The organism is Vibrio zhugei (assembly GCF_003716875.1).
GTDB classification, from domain to species: Bacteria; Pseudomonadota; Gammaproteobacteria; order Enterobacterales; family Vibrionaceae; genus Vibrio; species Vibrio zhugei.
This window is the reverse complement of the sequence record NZ_CP033078.1, coordinates 872249-892627: the sequence shown is the minus strand read 5'-3', so window position 1 is coordinate 892627 and position 20379 is coordinate 872249. Positions and strand designations below refer to the sequence as shown.

Genomic DNA, 20379 nt, shown 5'->3' with positions numbered 1-20379 from the left:
AGCCGCACAGACAAGAAAGAGCAAATGATAAGAACGAATTGACGACGTAAGAATCCCCGTAATATCTAAAATCCAGCAGCCAGCGGTTACCTTTCAAGAAATCGCAATGGCTGCTGAGGTTATGGCACGTCGCATACCAGTCTTCATGTAAAATCACACTTTAAAAATTGATATACTCGTATTCAAGGATTTCGCTTGGTCGGCAATCGCCTCGCTGGCTTTCGTGTTCAACACCACCGACTCGGATGTATCTTCTGTTATCTCACGGATCGTTTCGACACTCTTGCTAATTTCATTGGCGGCAATCGTCTGCTGCTCAATGGCGGTTGATACGGATCCCGCCATACCAGCAATTTCTTCTACATCAAGAATAATCTGTTCCAGTACTGCCCCTGTAGTCGATGCCTCATCGCGGCTTAATACCCCATCCTCCCGGCACTTTTCCATCAAACCGACAATCCCCTGAGTGCGCTGTTGTAACGTGACGATAATACCGGAAATCTCTTCCGTCGCAGTCTGAGTTCGGCTGGCTAAGGCTCGCACTTCATCCGCTACCACGGCAAAGCCGCGGCCTTGCTCGCCGGCTCGCGCTGCTTCAATGGCCGCATTCAGCGCCAATAAGTTGGTTTGTTCCGCAATCCCTTGTATGACGCTCAGAACGGTACCAATACTTTCACTTTCTTTGACCAATGAGCCCACGGTCTCAACAGACCCTTCAAGCCGGTCGGAAAGCTGGCGGATACGTTCAATGGCAGAATGAACTTGCTGTTGTCCTTGTTGTGCACTGGTTTGCGTGGCATAAGCCTTGGTCGCTGCCATTTCCATGCTACGCGAAATATCCTCCACCGTTCCCACCATTTCGGTGATTGATGTCGCGACCATATCCGTTTCAACCCTTTGCTTATGGGCATCATCTGAGGTTCTTGCGGCGTTTTTGGACAACTCCGAGGTGGTCGTATGCATCTCTTGCACCGTAACACTGACTTGAGTGATTACACGACTGAACTCGGCCAACATATCGTTGATGCTAGAAGCGACATAACCAATTTCATCTTTAGCGGACAAATTGACTCGCAAGCTGATATTTTTAGTCGTTTGGATATCTTTCATCGTTGTTTGAATCGAACGCAATGAAGTGTTAATTGTGCGATTAATCATCCATGCAACCGACACACCTATCACGATAATGACGCTACAGACGAGAGTCATGATATGCATCGCAAGGGAGGTCTTTTCTTCGATTGCTGACGTTAATTGCGCTTCCAGTGAATCAAGCGCGGTCTCTGTTTTGTGGATAGACTGACGCATTGCCAAGAGTTTTCCTTCTTTACTCGTCAGGCCCAAGCTTTTTTTACTTTCTGCGTATTGATTAAACCCTTGTCGGTATTGCTCAGCCAGAGACAGTAGCAACTCAACCTTATCTGCAGGTAAGGAAGAAGTTTGTACACTCTTTTCTAATTGGTCTAATCTTTGATTAAACGCCTTGATATATTTAGGATTGTTACGCAACATGAAATCTTTTTCATGTCGACGTAGTTGTAGCATGATCACCAATAATGCATCTTGGTTTAACGCAGACAATTCATCCTCGATATCATGCACGGCACCACGTAACTTGCCCTGTAATCCCGTTTGTGGTGTGAGTCCCAATTCTTTTGATGCATTCACCACCGCGATAAAGTGTTCCTGATACTGTTTAAAATATTCAGTCAGTTCGTTCAATGTCCCGGTATCAATAGCAAATTCATTCATGATGTTGGCAAGTAATATTTGGTCTTTATACAAAGACTCCATTTCATCTTGGTATTTTTTTTCATAAGAAAGGTCGAGACGCGCGAGAAAATCTTTTTCACTACGCCTTAGTGAAAGCATGCTAACTTGCTGATGCAAAACCAAGTTTTTGGCATGATTCAGTTTTTCTAGATTGCGTTGCGTGTGATTAGAAAAAACTAACATCGCAACTAATGCAACAACAAGCAGTGTCGTGTTTAAGATTAACTTCTGTTTAATCAGCATATTTTTTCCTATTATCAGGCTAGAAAAAATCAATCACTCGATACTTTACGCAGGGCAACTCAATATATTTCAATGTTAGTACGTTTTTATCAAAACACATCGTCGTCCCCCATTATTCATGCCCTATCCGCAAATCATCAGTCAATGTCGACTTATCATGAAAAATTTGCATAAAAAAAGAGAGCCATACGGCTCTCTTCATTAAAAGACCATTCGTTTAAATTACACATCATCAAGGGGTTCAACCCACAAAACGCTAACGTCAGTTTTGACCACTTTCACCCATTGGCCTTTTGATAAGGGTTCTTTGCTGCGCACATACCAGCGGATACCGGAGTATTGATGAAAAACATCATCACTATGCGGTGTGGTATCTCCAGTCAACTGGAACGAGACCTGAGCAAAATCAGACGGTCCCGCTGGGGTTTCTGTCCGATTCTGTATTTGGCGCAAAGGCTTCCACAACAGTACCGCTGCGGCAATCGTCAATAACGTTACGGACCAAACAGCGTGTGTTACATCCACTACTTGCCACCCAAATTGCATGCTAAGCCCGGTAATAAAAAACCCTATACCAAGGAAAAACAATAATAGCGTAGAAAATCCAAATACCGTGATCTCTAAGATTAAGGCCAAGATGCCTGCGGCTATCAATATTTGAGGTAAATAAGCAAGTAACACGGCTGTATTATCCTTTGGTATTTAATTTATTAATTATAGACATACCTTGAGCGACCAGAGAACTTGCATCCATATTACTTTCCGGCAACATCACAATAGACGACTCTTTTGCAATGGCATGTTTCGCTTCAATGGCTTTCGTTGCAAGATCCAACTGTATGGCCTTTTGACCTTTTTCAGTATCGGCGGCTTCCCCAACAGTACGGATCGCTTCCGCTTGTGCTTGGGCAACCGCTAAAATCGCCGTTGCTTCCCCTTCTGCTTTCAGAATTTGTTCGGCTTTATCCGCTTCAGCGGAGAGAACTTGGGCACGCTGTTTACCTTCAGCGACATTAATAGCCGCTTGACGATCGCCTTCAGACTCCAGGATTTGAGCACGCTTAACTCGCTCAGCTTTCATCTGTGCTTCCATCGATTCCATAATCGAATTAGGCGGCACAATGTCTTTAATTTCATAACGGAGAACCTGAATACCCCAAGGTTCAGCCGCCTCATTAATCGAGGCAACGATATTGGTATTCAATGCATCGCGTTCCTCAAACGTTTTATCTAATTCAATTTTGCCTAGCTCCGAACGCATTGTGGTTTGCGCAAGCTGAGTGACCGCAAATGCATAATCATCAACACCGTAGGTCGCTTTATAAGCATCTAATACTCGATAGTATAAAACGCCATCAACCACTAACGAAATATTATCACGCGTGATCGCTGACTGTGATGGCACATCTTGCGCTTGTTCTTTTAAACTGCGTACCGCTGCAATATGATCAATGAACGGAATAATAAAGTTTAAGCCTGCAATTTTCGTGGATTGATACTTGCCGAAGCGCTCTACAATCCATGCTTGATTCTGTGGTACAAATTTAATCCCGCTTTTCAATAATGCGATGATCAAAATGAACGCCACAATCGGCACAATATTATTAAAAATGATAGGAATGAGTGTTTCCATTAGTTAGCCTTGTACGTATTAGTCACAATAAAATTGGATTTGTCCACTCTGCTTGTTGTTATCTAAAATCAGAGCAGCGTTAGTCTACACCATGGTGATTCATTACTTGCAAGTATTCAGTAGGTTTTATGATATCGCTCTAAGATATAAAAAAACCCGAGACTCAGCTCGGGTTTATGACAAGGCATTGAGCGCGAAGTTTACCAGCCCGTTACCGCGCGTAGTGCCGAACCAATGTCCGCCAAACTTTTCACGGTTTTCACGCCCGCAGATTCCAGTGCCGCAAATTTTTCATCCGCGGTCCCTTTTCCGCCAGAGATGATCGCACCAGCGTGGCCCATGCGTTTACCTGGAGGCGCAGTAACACCCGCGATGTAAGAAACGACTGGTTTAGACACATGCTCTTTAATAAAAGCGGCCGCTTCTTCTTCGGCCGTTCCGCCAATTTCACCAATCATGACGATGGCTTCAGTTTCTGGATCTTCTTCAAACAGACGCAATATATCAATGAAGTTCGACCCTGGAATTGGATCACCACCAATACCAACACACGTTGATTGTCCGAATCCCTCGTCTGTTGTTTGCTTAACCGCTTCATAGGTTAATGTACCGGAGCGCGATACAATACCAACTTTACCCTTACGATGAATATGACCAGGCATGATCCCGATTTTACATTCGTCCGGGGTAATAACGCCTGGACAGTTTGGACCAATCATACGTACGCCCGCCGCATCAAGGCGAACTTTTACTTCAAGCATGTCCAGAGTTGGAATGCCTTCTGTAATGGTGACGATTAACTCAATGCCTGCATCAATCGCTTCAAGAATGGCGTCTTTACAGAACGGAGCTGGTACATAAATCACTGAGGCAGTTGCGCCGGTTGCTTCAACCGCATCTCTTACGGTATTGAACACGGGCAAACCAAGGTGCGTGCTCCCCCCCTTACCAGGCGAAACGCCACCGACGAGCTGTGTTCCATAATCGAGTGCTTGCTCTGAGTGGAATGTACCTTGTCCACCAGTGAAACCCTGACAGATGACTTTGGTATTTTTATTGATGAGAATGGACATTATTTACCCTCCGCTGCTGCAACGACTTTTTGGGCAGCTTCAGCTAATGACGTCGCCGCAATGATATTTAGACCGCTTTCTGCTAATTTTTGAGCACCTAGCTCAGCGTTGTTTCCTTCAAGACGAACCACAACGGGGACTTTAACGCCGACTTCTTCAACGGCACCAATGACACCATCAGCGATAAGGTCACAGCGAACAATACCACCAAAAATATTAACAAATACCGCTTTCACATTGCTGTCTGACAAAATGATTTTGAACGCTTCCGTGACGCGTTCTTTCGTTGCACCGCCGCCGACATCCAAGAAGTTAGCAGGCTTGCCACCGTGGAGGTTAACAATATCCATGGTTCCCATCGCTAAACCAGCGCCGTTAACCATACAACCGATATTACCGTCTAAAGCAACGTAGTTTAATTCCCATTTCGCCGCATGAGCTTCACGTTCATCTTCTTGAGAACCGTCGTGCATATCACGCAGCTTAGGTTGACGATATAACGCGTTCGAGTCGATATTGATCTTACCATCGAGACAAACGAGATTGCCTTCACCGGTGACAATCAATGGGTTGATTTCAAGCAAGGCAAGATCGTATTGCGTGAACATAGTACCAAGGCCCATGAAAATCTTAGTGAACTGTTTGATTTGCTCACCTTTAAGACCCAGTTTAAAGGCCAGTTCTCGACCTTGATAAGGCTGAGGCCCAACTAGGGGATCGATCGCCGCCTTATGAATGAGTTCTGGGGTTTCTTCTGCCACTTTCTCGATTTCTACGCCGCCTTCTGTTGATGCCATGAAGACAACACGTTGTGTAGCACGATCGACGACGGCGCCGAGGTATAATTCGTTTTCAATATTAGAGGCTGCTTCGACAAGAATTTTCGAGACAGGTTGACCCTTAGCATCAGTTTGATAGGTTACCAGATTTTTGCCCAGCCACTTTTGTGCAAATTCGCGAATACCTTCTTTCGTTTCGTGTAATTCAACACCGCCAGCCTTACCACGGCCACCCGCGTGTACCTGACATTTCACGACCCACTTATCGCCGCCAATTTTGCTTGGTGCTTCTGCTGCTTCTTGAGGAGTATCACACGCATACCCATCAGGTACAGGCAATCCGAATTCTGCAAACAGCTGTTTGGCTTGATATTCATGCAAATTCATTATGTTGTTCCGTCTTTTTGATTTTTATCCATAGAGCCTGAGTTTCACGACTTCACGTCTTGTAGGGAGACTCAACTAATCGCCATCATAACGTGGCGGAGCCGAGTCAAGTAGAGCATTACCTGACTCGGCAGCGCTATCGCCGATAATTCATGCGATAGCACAGTTACTACACATCCAATAGTAGTCGCGCTGGATCTTCAAGTAGTTCTTTAATGGTTACCAAGAATCCAACGGACTCACGACCATCAATCAAGCGGTGGTCATAAGATAGCGCGAGATACATCATTGGTAATATTTCAATTTGCCCATCAACCACCATAGTACGCTCTTGAATTTTATGCATACCCAAAATAGCGGCTTGTGGTGGGTTGATAATTGGCGTTGACATTAGCGAGCCGAACACGCCACCGTTGGTAATGGTAAAGTTGCCACCGGTCAGTTCCTCAACGGTCAATTTACCGTCACGACCTTTGATGGCTAAGTCTTTCACGCCTTTTTCGATGTTCGCTAGGCTTAACGTATCGGTGTCTTTTAGTACTGGCGTGACCAGACCACGCGGTGTGGATACAGCAATACTAATGTCGAAGAAGTTGTGATACACAATATCATCGCCATCCAAGGATGCATTCACCTGTGGATAACGTTTTAAGGCTTCCGTCACAGCTTTAATATAGAAAGACATAAATCCTAGACGGACATCATGTTTTTTCTCAAAAATGTCTTTGTATTGTTTACGTAAGTCCATGATTGGCTTCATGTTAACTTCGTTAAACGTTGTCAGCATAGCCGTGTTGTTTTTAGCATCAAGTAAACGCTCTGCAACACGTTTGCGTAAACGTGTCATAGGAACACGTTTTTCACTGCGGCCCGGTTTTACTTCCGATATTTCAGGCTGCTCAGATTTCGCCGCTGACGCATTATCTTTGGCTGACGATCCTTTCGCCAAGTGCGCTTCCACATCTTCACGAGTAATGCGGCCACCGACACCAGTGCCTTTCACATCACTCGCTTCTAGGTTATGTTCGCCTAATAAACGACGGACTGCAGGGCTTAACCAATCATTAGACTCATCAGAAAGCGACGCTTTATGGCGACGATCAGGCGACGGTTCGCTGTTGTCCGCTTTGTCTTTAGTTGGCTCTCCAGCGACAGCGCCCACCTTGAGTTTAGCAATCACTTGCTTTGCTAAAACGGTGTTACCTTCTTCTTCAACAATCGATTCAAGTACTCCATCGTCAGGCGCGGGAACTTCTAACACAACTTTATCAGTTTCAATATCCACTAATACTTCATCGCGAGTTACCGTATCACCTGGCTGTTTGTGCCATGTTGCCACCACCGCATCAGCGACGGATTCAGGTAAGTCTGGAACCAGAATTTCAATGGTCATAATTTCATTTCCTTTTTACTTAATTTTTTAGTTCTAGTTCTAATCAATCGTAAGCACATCAGCGACGAGCGCTTTCTGTTGTTTTTGGTGTACTGACATATAACCGACCGCAGGTGAGGCAGACGCAGGACGTCCGGCATAGCGGATTTGTGCCCCTTCTGGAATTGCTGCACGGAAATTGTGTTGACTGCAATACCAAGCCCCTTGGTTTTGTGGTTCTTCTTGACACCATACGTAATCCGTCACTTGCGGATACTGAGAAACCAACTGACGAACGTCATCCATTGGGAACGGATAAAGCTGCTCGATGCGGATAATGACAACATCTTGCTGATCATTCTGACGACGTTGATCCAACAAGTCGTAGTACACTTTGCCTGCACAGAAGACGATACGCTTAACTTGCTCTGGCGCAATATCATCGACTTCGCCAATCGCCGCTTGGAACGTACCATCGGCCAATTCTTCTAGTGAAGAAGTGCATAAAGGATGACGCAGTAACGACTTCGGTGACATAACAATCAGTGGCCGACGCATCGGACGCACCACTTGACGGCGCAACATGTGATAAACCTGTGCGGGTGTTGACGGCACAACAACCTGCATATTTTGTTCAGCACACAATTGCAAATACCGTTCAAGACGGGCGGACGAGTGCTCAGGGCCTTGACCTTCATAACCGTGTGGTAACAGCATGGTCAGTCCACATAAGCGACCCCATTTTTGTTCACCCGATGAGATAAATTGGTCAATCACCACTTGTGCACCATTGGCGAAATCACCAAATTGGGCTTCCCAAATCGTTAAACCACTTGGCTCTGCTGTCGCGTAACCATATTCGAATGCCAGTACCGCTTCTTCCGATAATACCGAGTCAAACACTTGGTAAGGCCCTTGTTTATCGTGAATGTGGCGCAGCGGAATATACGTACTCGCATCTTCTTGATTATGAAGAACCGCATGACGATGGAAGAAGGTACCACGGCCAGAATCTTGCCCTGAAATACGAATCCGATACCCATCGTCGACTAAGGTTGCATAGGCCAAGAGTTCAGCCATCCCCCAATCGAGTGCTTTTTCACCCGCCACCATACTCAATCGGTCACGGTAGACTTTCTCAACACGGCTTTGCAGTTTGTGACTTTCTGGGTGTTGACATAAACGTCGGCCTAACTCAACCAAACGTTCCTGACTCACTTTGTCATCCCAAGGCATATTCCATTCATGACCAAGGTATGGAGACCAATCGACAGAATGCATCGTCATAGAACGCCATTCTTTCACAACGACTTCCCCTTGATCGAGCGCATCACGATATTCATTGATCAACTGAGTCACATTTTCTGTTTCAGTTTCACCACGCTCTATCAACACATCCGCGTACAATTTACGGGGAGTTGGGTGTTTTTTGATTTTCTGATACATCAAAGGTTGAGTGGCATTCGGCTCATCCGCTTCATTATGTCCATGACGGCGATAACAAACCAAATCGATAACCACATCACTTTTAAATGTATTCCGATAATCAAGCGCAATACGAGTAACAAACGCCACCGCTTCTGGATTATCTGCATTAACGTGGAAAATCGGCGCCTGTACCATTTTCGCGATATCAGTACAGTACATGGTGGAGCGTGCATCGCGAGGATTAGAGGTGGTGAAGCCCACTTGGTTATTGATCACCACGCGCACCGTACCGCCCACGCAGAAGCCACGTGCCTGAGACATATTGAAGGTTTCTGCCACCACGCCTTGCCCAGCGATTGCCGAGTCGCCATGAATGGTAATCGGTAATACCTTGGTTCCATCCGTATCACCCAAGCGATCTTGGCGAGCACGAACAGAGCCGATAACGACCGGATTAACAATTTCTAAGTGAGAGGGGTTAAACGCTAATGCTAAATGAACATTACCGCCTGGCGTCGAGAAATCCGCTGAGAAACCTTGGTGATATTTAACGTCGCCCGTTCCCCATGTATCATCATGTATACCGGCAAATTCATCAAACAACCCTTGTGGTTTCTTGCCGAGAACATTCACTAACATGTTTAAACGGCCACGGTGCGCCATACCAATCACAACTTCACGCATGCCTTGAGAGCCCGCGTAGCGAATCAGCTCTTTGGTCATTGGAATCATGGCATCGCCACCTTCCAAAGAAAATCGTTTCGCACCAGGGAATTTTGCACCTAAATAGCGCTCAAGCCCTTCGGCCGCGGTCAACTCTTCAAGAAACGTTTGTTTTTCATCGGCAGTAAATTGTGGATGACCATTAACTGGCTCTAAACGTTGCTGAATCCAACGCTTTTGCTCGGTATCGGTCATGTGCATGTATTCAGCACCAATCGGTCCGCAATAGATATTTTTTAATGATTGATGAATATCTTTCAGTTTCATGGTGTCATTGCCGATGGCAAAGGAACCAACATTGAAAGATTCTTCAAGATCGTCATCAGATAGATTGTGAAAAGAGGGGTCTAATTCAGCCACAGGCGCTCGTTTCCATAAACCTAACGGATCGAGTTCTGCTGCTTCATGGCCTCGGAATCGATAAGCATTTATCAATTGGAGGACTTTTACTTGTTTCGCATCGACTTCAGGGTCACTTACCTGGACACTATAATGCTTTGTCTCTTGTGCCAGTCTCCGGAAGTAATCTCGGACACGTGAATGTGGTTGATCCACCACGTTATCAGGTTGCTGTGGCAACTCATCAAAAACACGTTTCCATTCATCACTCACCAGGTCGGGGTCGCTTAGATACAATTCGTAGAGATCTTCTACATAAGTTGCATTGGCGCCAGCCAAGTGTGAAGACTCGAGCCATGCCTTCATCACGCCGTTGTGCATTGTTTTCCCTTTACCAGTAGTTTCGATAATACGCTGCGGTCTGATTGAACGGAGCGAGTAAAGAGCAGGCCCAAAGGCCTGCTCATAGTTTGTTTACACTGAGCGACTCAATAACATCGACTTGATGCTACCAATTGCCTTCGTTGGGTTCAGTCCTTTTGGACACACACTGACACAGTTCATAATACCGTGGCAGCGGAACACACTAAACGCGTCATCTAATTCAGATAAACGTTCTTCGGTTGCGGTATCGCGACTGTCCGTTAACCAACGGTAAGCCGCTAATAACCCAGCGGGGCCGATAAACTTATCTGGATTCCACCAGAACGACGGGCAAGATGTTGAACAACATGCACACATAATGCATTCGTACAAACCATCAATTTGCTCGCGATCTTCTGGAGATTGTAAATGCTCTCTTGACGGTGGTAATTCGCCATCGTTAATTAAGAACGGTTTCACTTTCGCATAGTTATCATAGAACTGCGTTAGATCGACAATTAAATCACGAATCACTGGTAAGCCAGGCAGTGGCCGAATTACGATGGTTTTATCCTGGCCAAGAGACGACAAAGGAGTGATGCACGCCAAGCCGTTTTTGCCATTCATGTTTACCCCATCGGAACCGCATACCCCTTCACGACAAGAGCGACGGAACGCAATACTAGGATCTTGCTCTTTCAACAGTATCAAAGCATCCAAAACCATCATGTCAGACCCTTCTTTCACGTCGAGCGTGTAGTCCTTCATATACGGTTTTTTATCTTCGTCCGGATTATATCGATACAAAGAGAAGTTAACTTTCATGGTGTGGCCTCCCTAGTATGAACGTACTTTTGGTGGGAACGGTTCGCGATATTGCGGTAGCATATTGACATGACGTTTCGTCATTTTTTCTGTTTCCGGATTATAAATCGAATGACATAGCCACTCATTATCATCACGGTCAGGATAGTCAAAGCGTGCATGCGCTCCTCGGCTTTCGGTCCGGTAGTTTGCCGCCACTGCCGTAGAAAGCGCCGTTTCCATTAAGTTATCTAATTCCAAACATTCGATACGTTGAGTATTGAACTCTTTTGACTTATCCGCAAGGTGGGCATTGTTCAAGCGCTCGCGAATCTCTTGCAGCTCAGTTAACCCTTCCGCCATGGCATCACCTTCACGGAATACTGAGAAGTTCGTTTGCATACAATGCTGGAGGTCTTTACGAATTTGGAATGGGTCTTCACCACTAGTGCTGTTTTCCCAGCGCATTGAACGAGAAAGAGAGGCTTCAATGTCTGACTCTGACACATCACGAGATTCAGCGTAAGACGCTAACGTCTCACCAAGGTGTAAGCCAGTTGAACGTCCAAATACCACCAAATCAAGCAACGAGTTACCACCAAGACGGTTCGCACCATGCACTGACACTGAGGCGATTTCACCACAGGCAAAAAGTCCAGGAACTTCTTCATCCTGACCAGCGGCATTCTGCTTCAGAGCTTGGCCTGATACTTGGGTAGGAATACCGCCCATCATATAGTGGCACGTAGGGATAACCGGAATCGGCTCTTTCACCGGATCAACGTGAGCAAAGGTACGCGATAGCTCACAAATACCCGGCAAACGGGACTCTAGAACGTCTTTACCCAAGTGATCCAATTTCAATTTCAAGTGAGTACCCCAAGGGCCATCACAGCCTCGCCCTTCACGAATCTCAATCATCATTGAACGAGCAACCACATCACGACCCGCCAAATCTTTGACATTCGGAGCGTAACGTTCCATGAAGCGCTCACCATCTTTATTTAAGAGGTAACCACCTTCTCCTCGGCAGCCTTCGGTCACGAGTACACCTGCGCCCGCTATGCCCGTTGGGTGGAACTGCCACATTTCCATATCTTGCACAGGAACACCAGCACGCAGCGCCATACCAACACCGTCACCCGTATTGATGTGCGCATTGGTTGTCGACGCATAAATACGTCCAGCACCGCCGGTTGCCAATACGGTCGCTTTGGCTTTGAAATAGCACATTTCCCCGGTTTCGATGCAGATCGCCGTACAGCCCATCACCACACCGTCTTGGTTTTTCACTAAATCCAGTGCGTACCATTCAGAGAAGATGGTCGTTTTGTGTTTGATATTTTGCTGATAGAGGGTGTGCAACAACGCATGCCCCGTACGGTCTGCCGCCGCAGCAGTACGCGCTGCTTGTTCACCACCATACTCTTTAGATTGACCACCAAATGGACGTTGGTAGATTTTTCCGTTATCGAAACGAGAAAAAGGAAGTCCCATTTTTTCTAGTTCAATAACCGATTGGGGGCCTTGCTTACACATGTATTCGATCGCGTCTTGGTCACCGATATAATCGGATCCTTTGACCGTGTCATACATATGCCATTGCCAGTCATCTTCGTGTGAATTACCGAGAGCAACAGTAATACCACCTTGGGCTGATACTGTGTGTGAACGCGTTGGGAAGACTTTAGATAACAAAGCACAGCTCAAGCCTTGCTCAGAGATTTGTAGTGCAGCTCGCATTCCTGCACCACCAGCGCCGATTACAACGGCGTCAAATTGACGAACGGGAATAGTCACTTACACACCCCACAAAATAAATAGGCCGGAGAAAAAATAGCCAAGTAATACGGCGATAACCACAAATTGCAGCCCCACTCGTAATTTTGAACACTTAACGTAGTCAGTCAGTACTTGCCAAAGCCCTATCCAACCATGCATAAGTACAGAGACCAATGCTAACATTGTGAAAACTTTGGTGAACGTTCCAGAGAAAAAGGCGGACCATGATTCATAAGTGATGTCATTAAACGCGCAGAAGCCGACAATATAGATGACATACAAGGTCATCAGAATGGCCGATGCACGGACAAGAAGGTAATCATGAACGCCGTTACGTCCAAGGGAAGAGACATTATTTACCATATTAACCCCCAAGATAGGATTGAGAGTACTACTGTGATACCAAATGCGATTTTCGCACTTTTCGCTCCACTTTCCAGCTCTTCACAATATCCCAAATCCATGATGAGATGACGAATACCACCAGCAATATGGTAAGACAAGGCAGTCAATATGCCCCATAGCACCAATTTCACTACAATATTGTCGACCCATGCACTCGCTTCATTAAAGCCTTCAGCGGAGGATAGGGATAGGGAGAGTAAACACATCAGAATTCCGACCGCCACAAACATAATCACGCCTGTAACACGGTGTAGTATTGATGCGATAGCGGTTATCGGAAAGCGAATGGTCTGTAGATCTAAATTTACAGGTCGTTTTTTTCTTTCTTTCACGGGCTTGCTCACTCAGCTCCATTGAGCTTTTATTGTTGTTGAAGAAAATTTCGACTAAACCAAATGATTTAACATTTAATACACAAGTCTGATTAAATAAACAGCAATATTCATTCAGTTAATAGATGTGAACACATCGTACCACTCAAAAGAAGACCGTCTTGCAGACCTGAATACACAAGGCTTTAGCCTTAATTATCTTAGCCAATATAGGACTGCGATCAGTTTAATACAATTGATGTAACAATTTTTGCTACATAGAACAGGTTTTTAACTTTCCATTGATTAAAAATCAAAGTGAGAGCACACATCAGGCGACAAAGATTGACTTTATAGTAGATCGGTCGTAAATATTCATGGTCCCCGGCATAATGTATAATGAACGGGGACACCATTTTTTAACAAAGGAGATTGTTATGGCAGATAAAAAAGCTACCCTTCATATTGAAGGTCAAGCGCCGATCGAACTGCCAATTATGGATGGGACTATGGGACCCCAAGTAATTGACGTTCGAGGTTTGGGCTCAAATGGCTACTTTACCTTTGATCCCGGTTTTCTTGCCACTGCATCTTGTGAATCTCAAATCACGTACATTGATGGTGACAAAGGGGTGTTATTACACCGCGGTTTCCCCATTGATCAATTGGCAAATCATGCCGACTATCTCGAAGTCTGTTATATTCTGTTATATGGTGAAGCGCCTTCTCGTGAACAATATGAGGAGTTTCAGCAAACCGTCACTCGTCATACCATGGTCCATGAACAAATTGCCAGTTTTTTCCATGGCTTCCGTCGTGATGCCCACCCAATGGCCATTATGTGTGGCGTGGTCGGTGCGCTGGCGGCGTTTTATCATGACTCTTTAGATATTAATAACGATTCACATCGTCAGATTGCAGCCTATCGCTTGTTGTCAAAAATGCCGACTTTGGCATCTATGTGTTACAAATACTCAACAGGCCAACCGTTTATTTATCCTCGCAATGATTTAACCTATGCAGAAAACTTCTTGCATATGATGTTCGCGACGCCCTGCGAAGAATACGAAGTCAACCCTGTTGTGGCTCGTGCTATGGATAAGATTTTTACACTTCATGCGGATCACGAACAAAATGCGTCCACTTCTACCGTACGCTTAGCAGGCTCATCAGGTGCTAACCCATTTGCCTGTATCGCAGCAGGTATCGCCTCACTCTGGGGACCCGCCCATGGTGGCGCAAACGAAGCGTGTCTGCATATGTTTGAAGAAATCGGTAGCGTTGAGAAGATCCCTGAATTTATTAGTCGCGCGAAAGACAAGGACGACCCATTCCGTTTAATGGGCTTTGGTCATCGCGTTTATAAAAACTATGATCCACGAGCAACGGTGATGCGAGAAGCGTGTCATGAGGTGTTAACCGAGTTAAAAGTACAAGACCCGCTCCTTGATGTCGCGATGGAACTGGAAAAAATTGCACTGTCGGATAGCTATTTCATCGATAAGAAACTCTATCCAAACGTCGATTTTTATTCGGGAATCATTTTAAAAGCGATTGGTATTCCGGTCTCAATGTTTACGGTAATTTTTGCAATGTCGCGCACAATCGGTTGGATTGCACATTGGAATGAAATGCATAGCGATCCGGGTAAGCGTATCGGCCGACCTCGCCAACTGTATACTGGTGAACAAAAACGGGATTTCGTTTCTATTGGCGAACGTTCTTAATACACCTCTCCATGACATTATGGTTGGGTATCAAACCGAAAAAAATAAAAAAGGGCGAAAATATTTCGCCCTTTTTTTTGTGATATTTCCCAAATAGTTAGACGGGATTATCAATGTCAATGAACTCAACATCGAAACCATGCTCTTGTGCTAGCCACTCCCCCAACGCTTTCACACCATAACGCTCGGTGGCATGATGACCTGCGGCGAAATAATGAATAGACTGCTCTCGAGCAGAATACGTGGTGCGTTCTGATACCTCACCAGACACATACGCATCTAAGTGGTGTTCCGCCGCCAAATCAATAAAATCTTGTCCACCGCCAGTACAAAACCCGACCGTTTTAATCAATCTGTCTGAATGCTCTGGAGCGATATGCAAAGGTGCTCGGTTGAGCGCTGTGCTAATGCGCTTAGCAAATTCTTCACCGGTTATAGGCTCACTCAGTTCGCCTTTCATGGCAATCGACTGCGGATGATCTTCTAACCCAGTGACGGCGTTGATGCCTAATAATTGCGCTAATTGTGCATTATTGCCTAACGTTGGATGGATATCCAAAGGTAAATGGTAACCGTATAAGTTAATGTCGTTCTTCATTAAGGCACGGATCCGTCGACCTTTCATGCCTCTTAACTGTTGCGGTTCGTTTTTCCAAAAATACCCATGATGCACGATAATGGCATCCGCCTTCTTGGCAATCGCTCGCTCGATTAACGCTTGTGAAGCCGTCACACCGGTAATAATGGTTTTAACGTCTTCTTTTCCTTCCACTTGTAAACCATTGGGTGAATAGTCTTTGATTAACTGTGGCGATAATTCGCTATTGAGTAACGCTTCTAATTCTAAATGATTCATACTCTCTCCCATTGCATCTCACTCATAACAGGGTTATAACAATTTCATACTTGAATGTCGAAATAACACAGGTTTTTCCATACTATGGATTTTTCTCGTCTGCTTCATTGGGTGATTGATTCTCCCGCTATCATTGCTGGTGCTCCACCCATTGAATCTCATTCACCATTTTTATCCTCTCAACCCTCGCTACCCAGTTCTCCCTATACCGGAAACCATCGTCTCGGCTTCGTATATCAGTATTTATGTGGGCATTTGTTCCAACAACATCCAGAGTACAAGAATGTGCATGAAGAATTGCAAATCAATTCACAAGGTCGCACATTAGGCGCCATTGATTTTATTACTGAGCACCGCAATGGCACATGGCAGCATTGGGAAGTCGCCATTAAGTTCTATTTATTAAAAGACGGCTTTTGGTATGGGCCGCATGCCCATGACCGTTTAGATTTAAAAGTGCAGCATATGCTAGAAAAGCAATTGCCGTTCTCGCAGAGCGACGCGTTCCGGCAAGCCTATCCCGATTGGCCAGCGCTTTCGCAGCACCTTTTAATGCAGGGACGCCTGTATACCAATCCTTTTCGTGACGAAGCGCCACCACACACTTTAACCTTCGCCCAGTATCAATCGAAAAACCCGATTACCATCAATCCGCAACGAATCACGGGTTACTGGTGTTATCAACACGAAGCATCACGTATTGAGGAGCCATTATACCTGCTCAATAAACCACAATGGATCACCGGACGCGGTGACTGCACACCAAAATATCAGCATGATGCGAGTGGATTTGTCCATTGCCAAAGTGAATCTGGACACTTTTGGTTTATCGTGCCGGATACTTGGCCCAATAATTCATAACCAATAAAAAAGAGCGCATCTGCGCTCTTTTTTATCTAAGACTTAGCAAAATTATAAACCGGCGTCTTTAAACACTTGGTTTACAATAGCTTGCGCTTCTTTTTCAATCAGTTTTAGGTGTTCTGCACCTTTAAAACTCTCACAGTAAATTTTATAGATATCTTCTGTGCCAGAAGGACGGGCAGCGAACCAACCATGATCACTCGTGACTTTTAAGCCACCAATCGCGGCACCATTACCTGGCGCATGCGTTAAACGTGCGGTAATCTCATCTCCTGCCAGTGTTTTAGCCGTCACCATTTCTGGTGATAACTTTTTCAAAATGTCTTTCTGTGGGCCATTTGCGACAGCTTGCAAACGATTATAATGAGAGTTGCCGTGCTTCTCGGCGAGTTCATTATAATACTGTTGCGGGTTTTTCCCGGTCACAGCGGTAATTTCTGCCGCCAACAAACAAAGGATAATGCCATCCTTGTCCGTCGACCAAACTCGACCGTTATGACGTAAGAAAGAAGCGCCCGCACTCTCCTCGCCACCAAACCCAAAGCGCCCCGTGAATAACCCATCAACAAACCACTTAAAGCCGACCGGAACTTCACACAACTCACGACCTAAATCCTTCACCACTTTATCGATCATCGCACTGGAAACCAGCGTTTTCCCCACAGCCACGTCTTTACCCCAACCTTCACGATGGCGATACAGATAATCAATACAGACGGCAAGGAAATGGTTAGGGTTCATCAATCCTTGGGGAGTGACAATGCCATGACGGTCATAATCAGGATCATTAGCAAAAGCAAGGTCATACTGATCTTTCATGGCCAGTAAACCCGCCATCGCATAAGGGGAGGAGCAATCCATCCGGATCACGCCATCTTTATCCAATGACATAAATTGGAAGCTTGGATCGACGGTGTCATTCACTAAGGTAAGATCAAGATTATATTGTTGGCCAATACGGCGCCAATACTCAATCCCACTGCCGCCTAACGGGTCAACCCCCATCGAAAGTTTGGCGTTTTGAATAGCCGTCATATCAATGACATTGACGAGATCGTCGAGGTAAGGCTGAACAAGGTCAACCTGATGGAATAATGGCGACTGCTTTGCGTCAGTCAAAGCGATATGTTTTACACCTTGCAAATTCTTCGCAATGTACTGATTGGCGCGATCTTGAATCGCTTCGGTTAATGATGCCTCAGCTGGGCCACCATGCACCGCGTTGTATTTGATACCACCATCTTGCGGGGGATTGTGTGATGGCGTAATGACGATGCCATCCGCCTGTCCTTGGTGCGTCTGATTGTAGGTCAAAATAGCATGAGAAATGCCCGGGGTTGGTGTATACCCATTGTTCTCTTGTACAATCACTTCAATGCCATTAGCAATGAGCACTTCCACTACGCTACTAAACGCAGGTTCCGATAAAGCATGCGTGTCTTTACCGACAAACATCGGCCCAGACGTAGCATTTTCTTCACGAACATCGACAATCGCTTGGGCAATCGCGAGAATATGATTCTGGTTAAATGTTGTTTTATCTGCACTACCACGGTGGCCAGACGTCCCAAACTCAACCTTATGTGCTGGATTGGTCGCATCTGGTTTCAATAAGTAATAGTTTGCTACCAAAGCTGGAATATTCGTTAAATCTTCTTGAAGCGCTTTCTGTCCTGCGCGAGGGTGCATAGCCATATGACGTCCTTTCTATCAAAATCAAAACGTAAATAAAAACCTCATAAATGATGGAGACAGTTATGAGGTTTTACGCAGATTGTCGATGAGTACCACACAACCAAATTAGATGGCGTGTACAACTTTCTCGATAATATCAGCAGGAAAACTCATAAGCTCCATCACTTGCTGAACCATCTGTTGTTTACGACTCGTATTATTATTGGTAATGACCCAAAATGGTGTATTGGGAATCGATTTCGGTTTGGTCGTTTGTCCATGAGACAAAAGTGTTTGCTCATTGTCGGCAAAATAGACGCGTTTACGGCCTTTTACCTCCATCGCTTCGTAAAAACGCTCTGGATCGATTTGGTAAAGTGTTGAAAGCACCAAAATAAAACGATCCACTGCTTTTTTCAACGCGGCAAATTCGTCAGAAATCAATAGCTCGCGCATCGCTTTAACACTATCAACTTTCTTTTCTTGAGCGGCATCTTTACTGACTACTATACCCTGTGCAACCTGAGGTTCAGGCTTATGCACTACCGCAGGCTGTGCCGCCGCATCAACCTGTCCTTCAACATTCAGTAATCGGCGTAAAATGTCTGATGCACTTTCACCGATGTGTAATGTTTGACTGGCAATGTAACGGTATAGATCCTCATCAACCTCAATTGTTTTCATTCGCTTTTCACAATCTCAATGTTTAAACTCTAGGGGATTATAGCGAGATCTTCGCTGAGACTCTACGTTAAACCAATCACTAATAAGATAAAATGTCATCATTACTGAATTATAAACTCGAAGGTGAGGGTCACACCATTGTATTGATCCACGGTTTATTCGGAAGTTTGGATAATTTAGGCCTCCTTGCTCGGGATCTCAAGACCGATCATCAGGTACTCAGTATTGACTTACGAAATCATGGTTTATCACTGCACAGTGATGAGCATAACTACACAACGATTGCTCACGATATTAAAGACTTACTCACCTATCTTGAGATTGACAATGCCGTCATTATTGGTCACTCAATGGGCGGAAAAGCGGCAATGAAACTGGCGGATATCGCCCCACAACTCATCACGCAGCTGATAGTGTTAGACATGGCTCCTGTCGCGTACCCAGAAGCTCGGCACGATGCGGTTTTTGCTGGTTTGAATGTGGTGCTTAAACAGCAGCCGACATCACGCCGTGACGCAATGGAGATTCTTGCCCAACACATCAATATGGAAGGTGTCCGTCAATTTGTGGGAAAATCACTGTATAACAATGGTGACCACATGGCATGGCGCTTTAATGTCCCAGCTTTAGAAGCCAATTATGGCAATATTCTGGGGTGGGAAGACATATCGCCCTGCGATCTCCCGACCTTATTCATTAAAGGCGGCAACTCAGACTATCTGATGCCTGAACATCAAAGTGCGATTCAACAACAGTTTCCCCACTCCAAAGCCCATGTCATTGCCAATGTCGGGCACTGGTTACATGCGGAAAAACCGAGCGAAGTCCTTCGAGTGATACGCCGATTTTTACAAGACAAATAAACTGGTCACCAAAACACGGACGTCTTTGTATAAATGGCAGTGGCGGCCGATTAACTTTACGGTTTAACAATGGTATAGTGCGCCCATGTAACGGGATATGGAATGACCATACAGTTTGCGTCGTTTTTCACTTTTAGTCAGTGAACCTTGCGTTCATTCACTTGCCCAAGGCAAGTGCTTAAGCAAACATCGTTAAACGCAGTGGAGCCGTTCTTACTATAGGTCCCGATCCCTATAAACGGTGTGGTCAACTCATCCTCGACGAGTGACGCGAACACATCGAATGAATGGTCAAC

Annotated in this window: 17 protein-coding genes; 3 read left to right on the top strand and 14 right to left on the bottom strand. The window is 45.4% G+C overall.

Features of this window, described 5'->3' with window-relative positions; genetic code table 11:
• Window positions 1-153: 153 nt before the first annotated feature.
• From EAE30_RS09420 to sdhC, 11 genes are all read right to left on the bottom strand, one after another.
• The gene (locus EAE30_RS09420) at window positions 154-2016 is read right to left on the bottom strand and encodes a methyl-accepting chemotaxis protein (protein ID WP_123015675.1); all 1863 of its coding nucleotides are present in this window, start codon (window positions 2014-2016) and stop codon (window positions 154-156) included.
• Window positions 2017-2238: 222 nt separating this feature from the next.
• On the bottom strand, window positions 2239-2697 hold the full coding sequence (locus EAE30_RS09415; protein WP_123015674.1) for an NfeD family protein: 459 nt from the start codon (window positions 2695-2697) through the stop codon (window positions 2239-2241).
• 7 nt (window positions 2698-2704) lie between these two features.
• The gene (locus tag EAE30_RS09410; protein WP_123015672.1) at window positions 2705-3649 is read right to left on the bottom strand and encodes an SPFH domain-containing protein; all 945 of its coding nucleotides are present in this window, start codon (window positions 3647-3649) and stop codon (window positions 2705-2707) included.
• A 200-nt stretch (window positions 3650-3849) separates the two neighbouring features.
• Complete coding sequence (gene sucD, locus EAE30_RS09405; RefSeq protein WP_123015671.1) at window positions 3850-4722, bottom strand: succinate--CoA ligase subunit alpha; 873 nt, start codon at window positions 4720-4722, stop codon at window positions 3850-3852.
• Window positions 4722-5888 (bottom strand): ADP-forming succinate--CoA ligase subunit beta, encoded by a 1167-nt coding sequence (gene sucC, locus EAE30_RS09400; RefSeq protein ID WP_123015670.1) that lies wholly within the window; start codon window positions 5886-5888, stop codon window positions 4722-4724. The genes sucD and sucC overlap by 1 nt, the downstream gene beginning before the upstream one ends.
• 169 nt (window positions 5889-6057) lie before the next feature.
• The gene (gene odhB, locus EAE30_RS09395) at window positions 6058-7281 is read right to left on the bottom strand and encodes a 2-oxoglutarate dehydrogenase complex dihydrolipoyllysine-residue succinyltransferase (protein ID WP_123015669.1); all 1224 of its coding nucleotides are present in this window, start codon (window positions 7279-7281) and stop codon (window positions 6058-6060) included.
• Between the two features lie 39 nt (window positions 7282-7320).
• Complete coding sequence (gene sucA, locus EAE30_RS09390; protein ID WP_123015668.1) at window positions 7321-10131, bottom strand: 2-oxoglutarate dehydrogenase E1 component; 2811 nt, start codon at window positions 10129-10131, stop codon at window positions 7321-7323.
• Window positions 10132-10224: 93 nt separating this feature from the next.
• The gene (locus EAE30_RS09385; protein ID WP_123015667.1) at window positions 10225-10938 is read right to left on the bottom strand and encodes a succinate dehydrogenase iron-sulfur subunit; all 714 of its coding nucleotides are present in this window, start codon (window positions 10936-10938) and stop codon (window positions 10225-10227) included.
• A gap of 12 nt (window positions 10939-10950) precedes the next feature.
• Entirely contained in the window at window positions 10951-12717 is a 1767-nt protein-coding gene (gene sdhA / locus EAE30_RS09380; RefSeq protein ID WP_123015666.1) for a succinate dehydrogenase flavoprotein subunit, read from the bottom strand.
• Window positions 12718-13062, bottom strand: coding sequence for a succinate dehydrogenase, hydrophobic membrane anchor protein (gene sdhD, locus EAE30_RS09375; RefSeq protein ID WP_123015665.1), 345 nt, complete (start codon window positions 13060-13062; stop codon window positions 12718-12720).
• Window positions 13056-13448 carry a succinate dehydrogenase cytochrome b556 subunit gene (sdhC, locus tag EAE30_RS09370; protein ID WP_123015664.1) on the bottom strand — a complete coding sequence of 131 codons (393 nt, stop codon included), beginning with the start codon at window positions 13446-13448 and terminating at the stop codon, window positions 13056-13058. The genes sdhD and sdhC overlap by 7 nt, the downstream gene beginning before the upstream one ends.
• A 404-nt stretch (window positions 13449-13852) precedes the next feature.
• Between sdhC and EAE30_RS09365 the strand changes: the two genes are divergently transcribed.
• On the top strand, window positions 13853-15142 hold the full coding sequence (locus tag EAE30_RS09365; RefSeq protein WP_123015663.1) for a citrate synthase: 1290 nt from the start codon (window positions 13853-13855) through the stop codon (window positions 15140-15142).
• Between the two features lie 97 nt (window positions 15143-15239).
• Here EAE30_RS09365 and EAE30_RS09360 read toward each other — a convergent pair whose 3' ends face one another.
• Window positions 15240-15998 carry a Nif3-like dinuclear metal center hexameric protein gene (locus EAE30_RS09360; RefSeq protein WP_123015662.1) on the bottom strand — a complete coding sequence of 253 codons (759 nt, stop codon included), beginning with the start codon at window positions 15996-15998 and terminating at the stop codon, window positions 15240-15242.
• An 84-nt stretch (window positions 15999-16082) separates the two neighbouring features.
• Between EAE30_RS09360 and EAE30_RS09355 the strand changes: the two genes are divergently transcribed.
• A complete protein-coding gene (locus tag EAE30_RS09355; protein WP_123015661.1) occupies window positions 16083-16859 on the top strand; it encodes a DUF1853 family protein in 777 nt (258 codons plus the stop codon).
• Window positions 16860-16910: 51 nt separating this feature from the next.
• Here EAE30_RS09355 and pgm read toward each other — a convergent pair whose 3' ends face one another.
• A complete protein-coding gene (pgm, locus tag EAE30_RS09350; protein ID WP_123015660.1) occupies window positions 16911-18557 on the bottom strand; it encodes a phosphoglucomutase (alpha-D-glucose-1,6-bisphosphate-dependent) in 1647 nt (548 codons plus the stop codon).
• A gap of 105 nt (window positions 18558-18662) precedes the next feature.
• Window positions 18663-19220, bottom strand: a complete 558-nt coding sequence (gene seqA, locus EAE30_RS09345; protein WP_123015659.1) for a replication initiation negative regulator SeqA — start codon at window positions 19218-19220, stop codon at window positions 18663-18665.
• A gap of 92 nt (window positions 19221-19312) precedes the next feature.
• Between seqA and EAE30_RS09340 the strand changes: the two genes are divergently transcribed.
• Window positions 19313-20083, top strand: coding sequence for an alpha/beta fold hydrolase (locus EAE30_RS09340; protein WP_123015658.1), 771 nt, complete (start codon window positions 19313-19315; stop codon window positions 20081-20083).
• Window positions 20084-20379 lie beyond the last annotated feature (296 nt).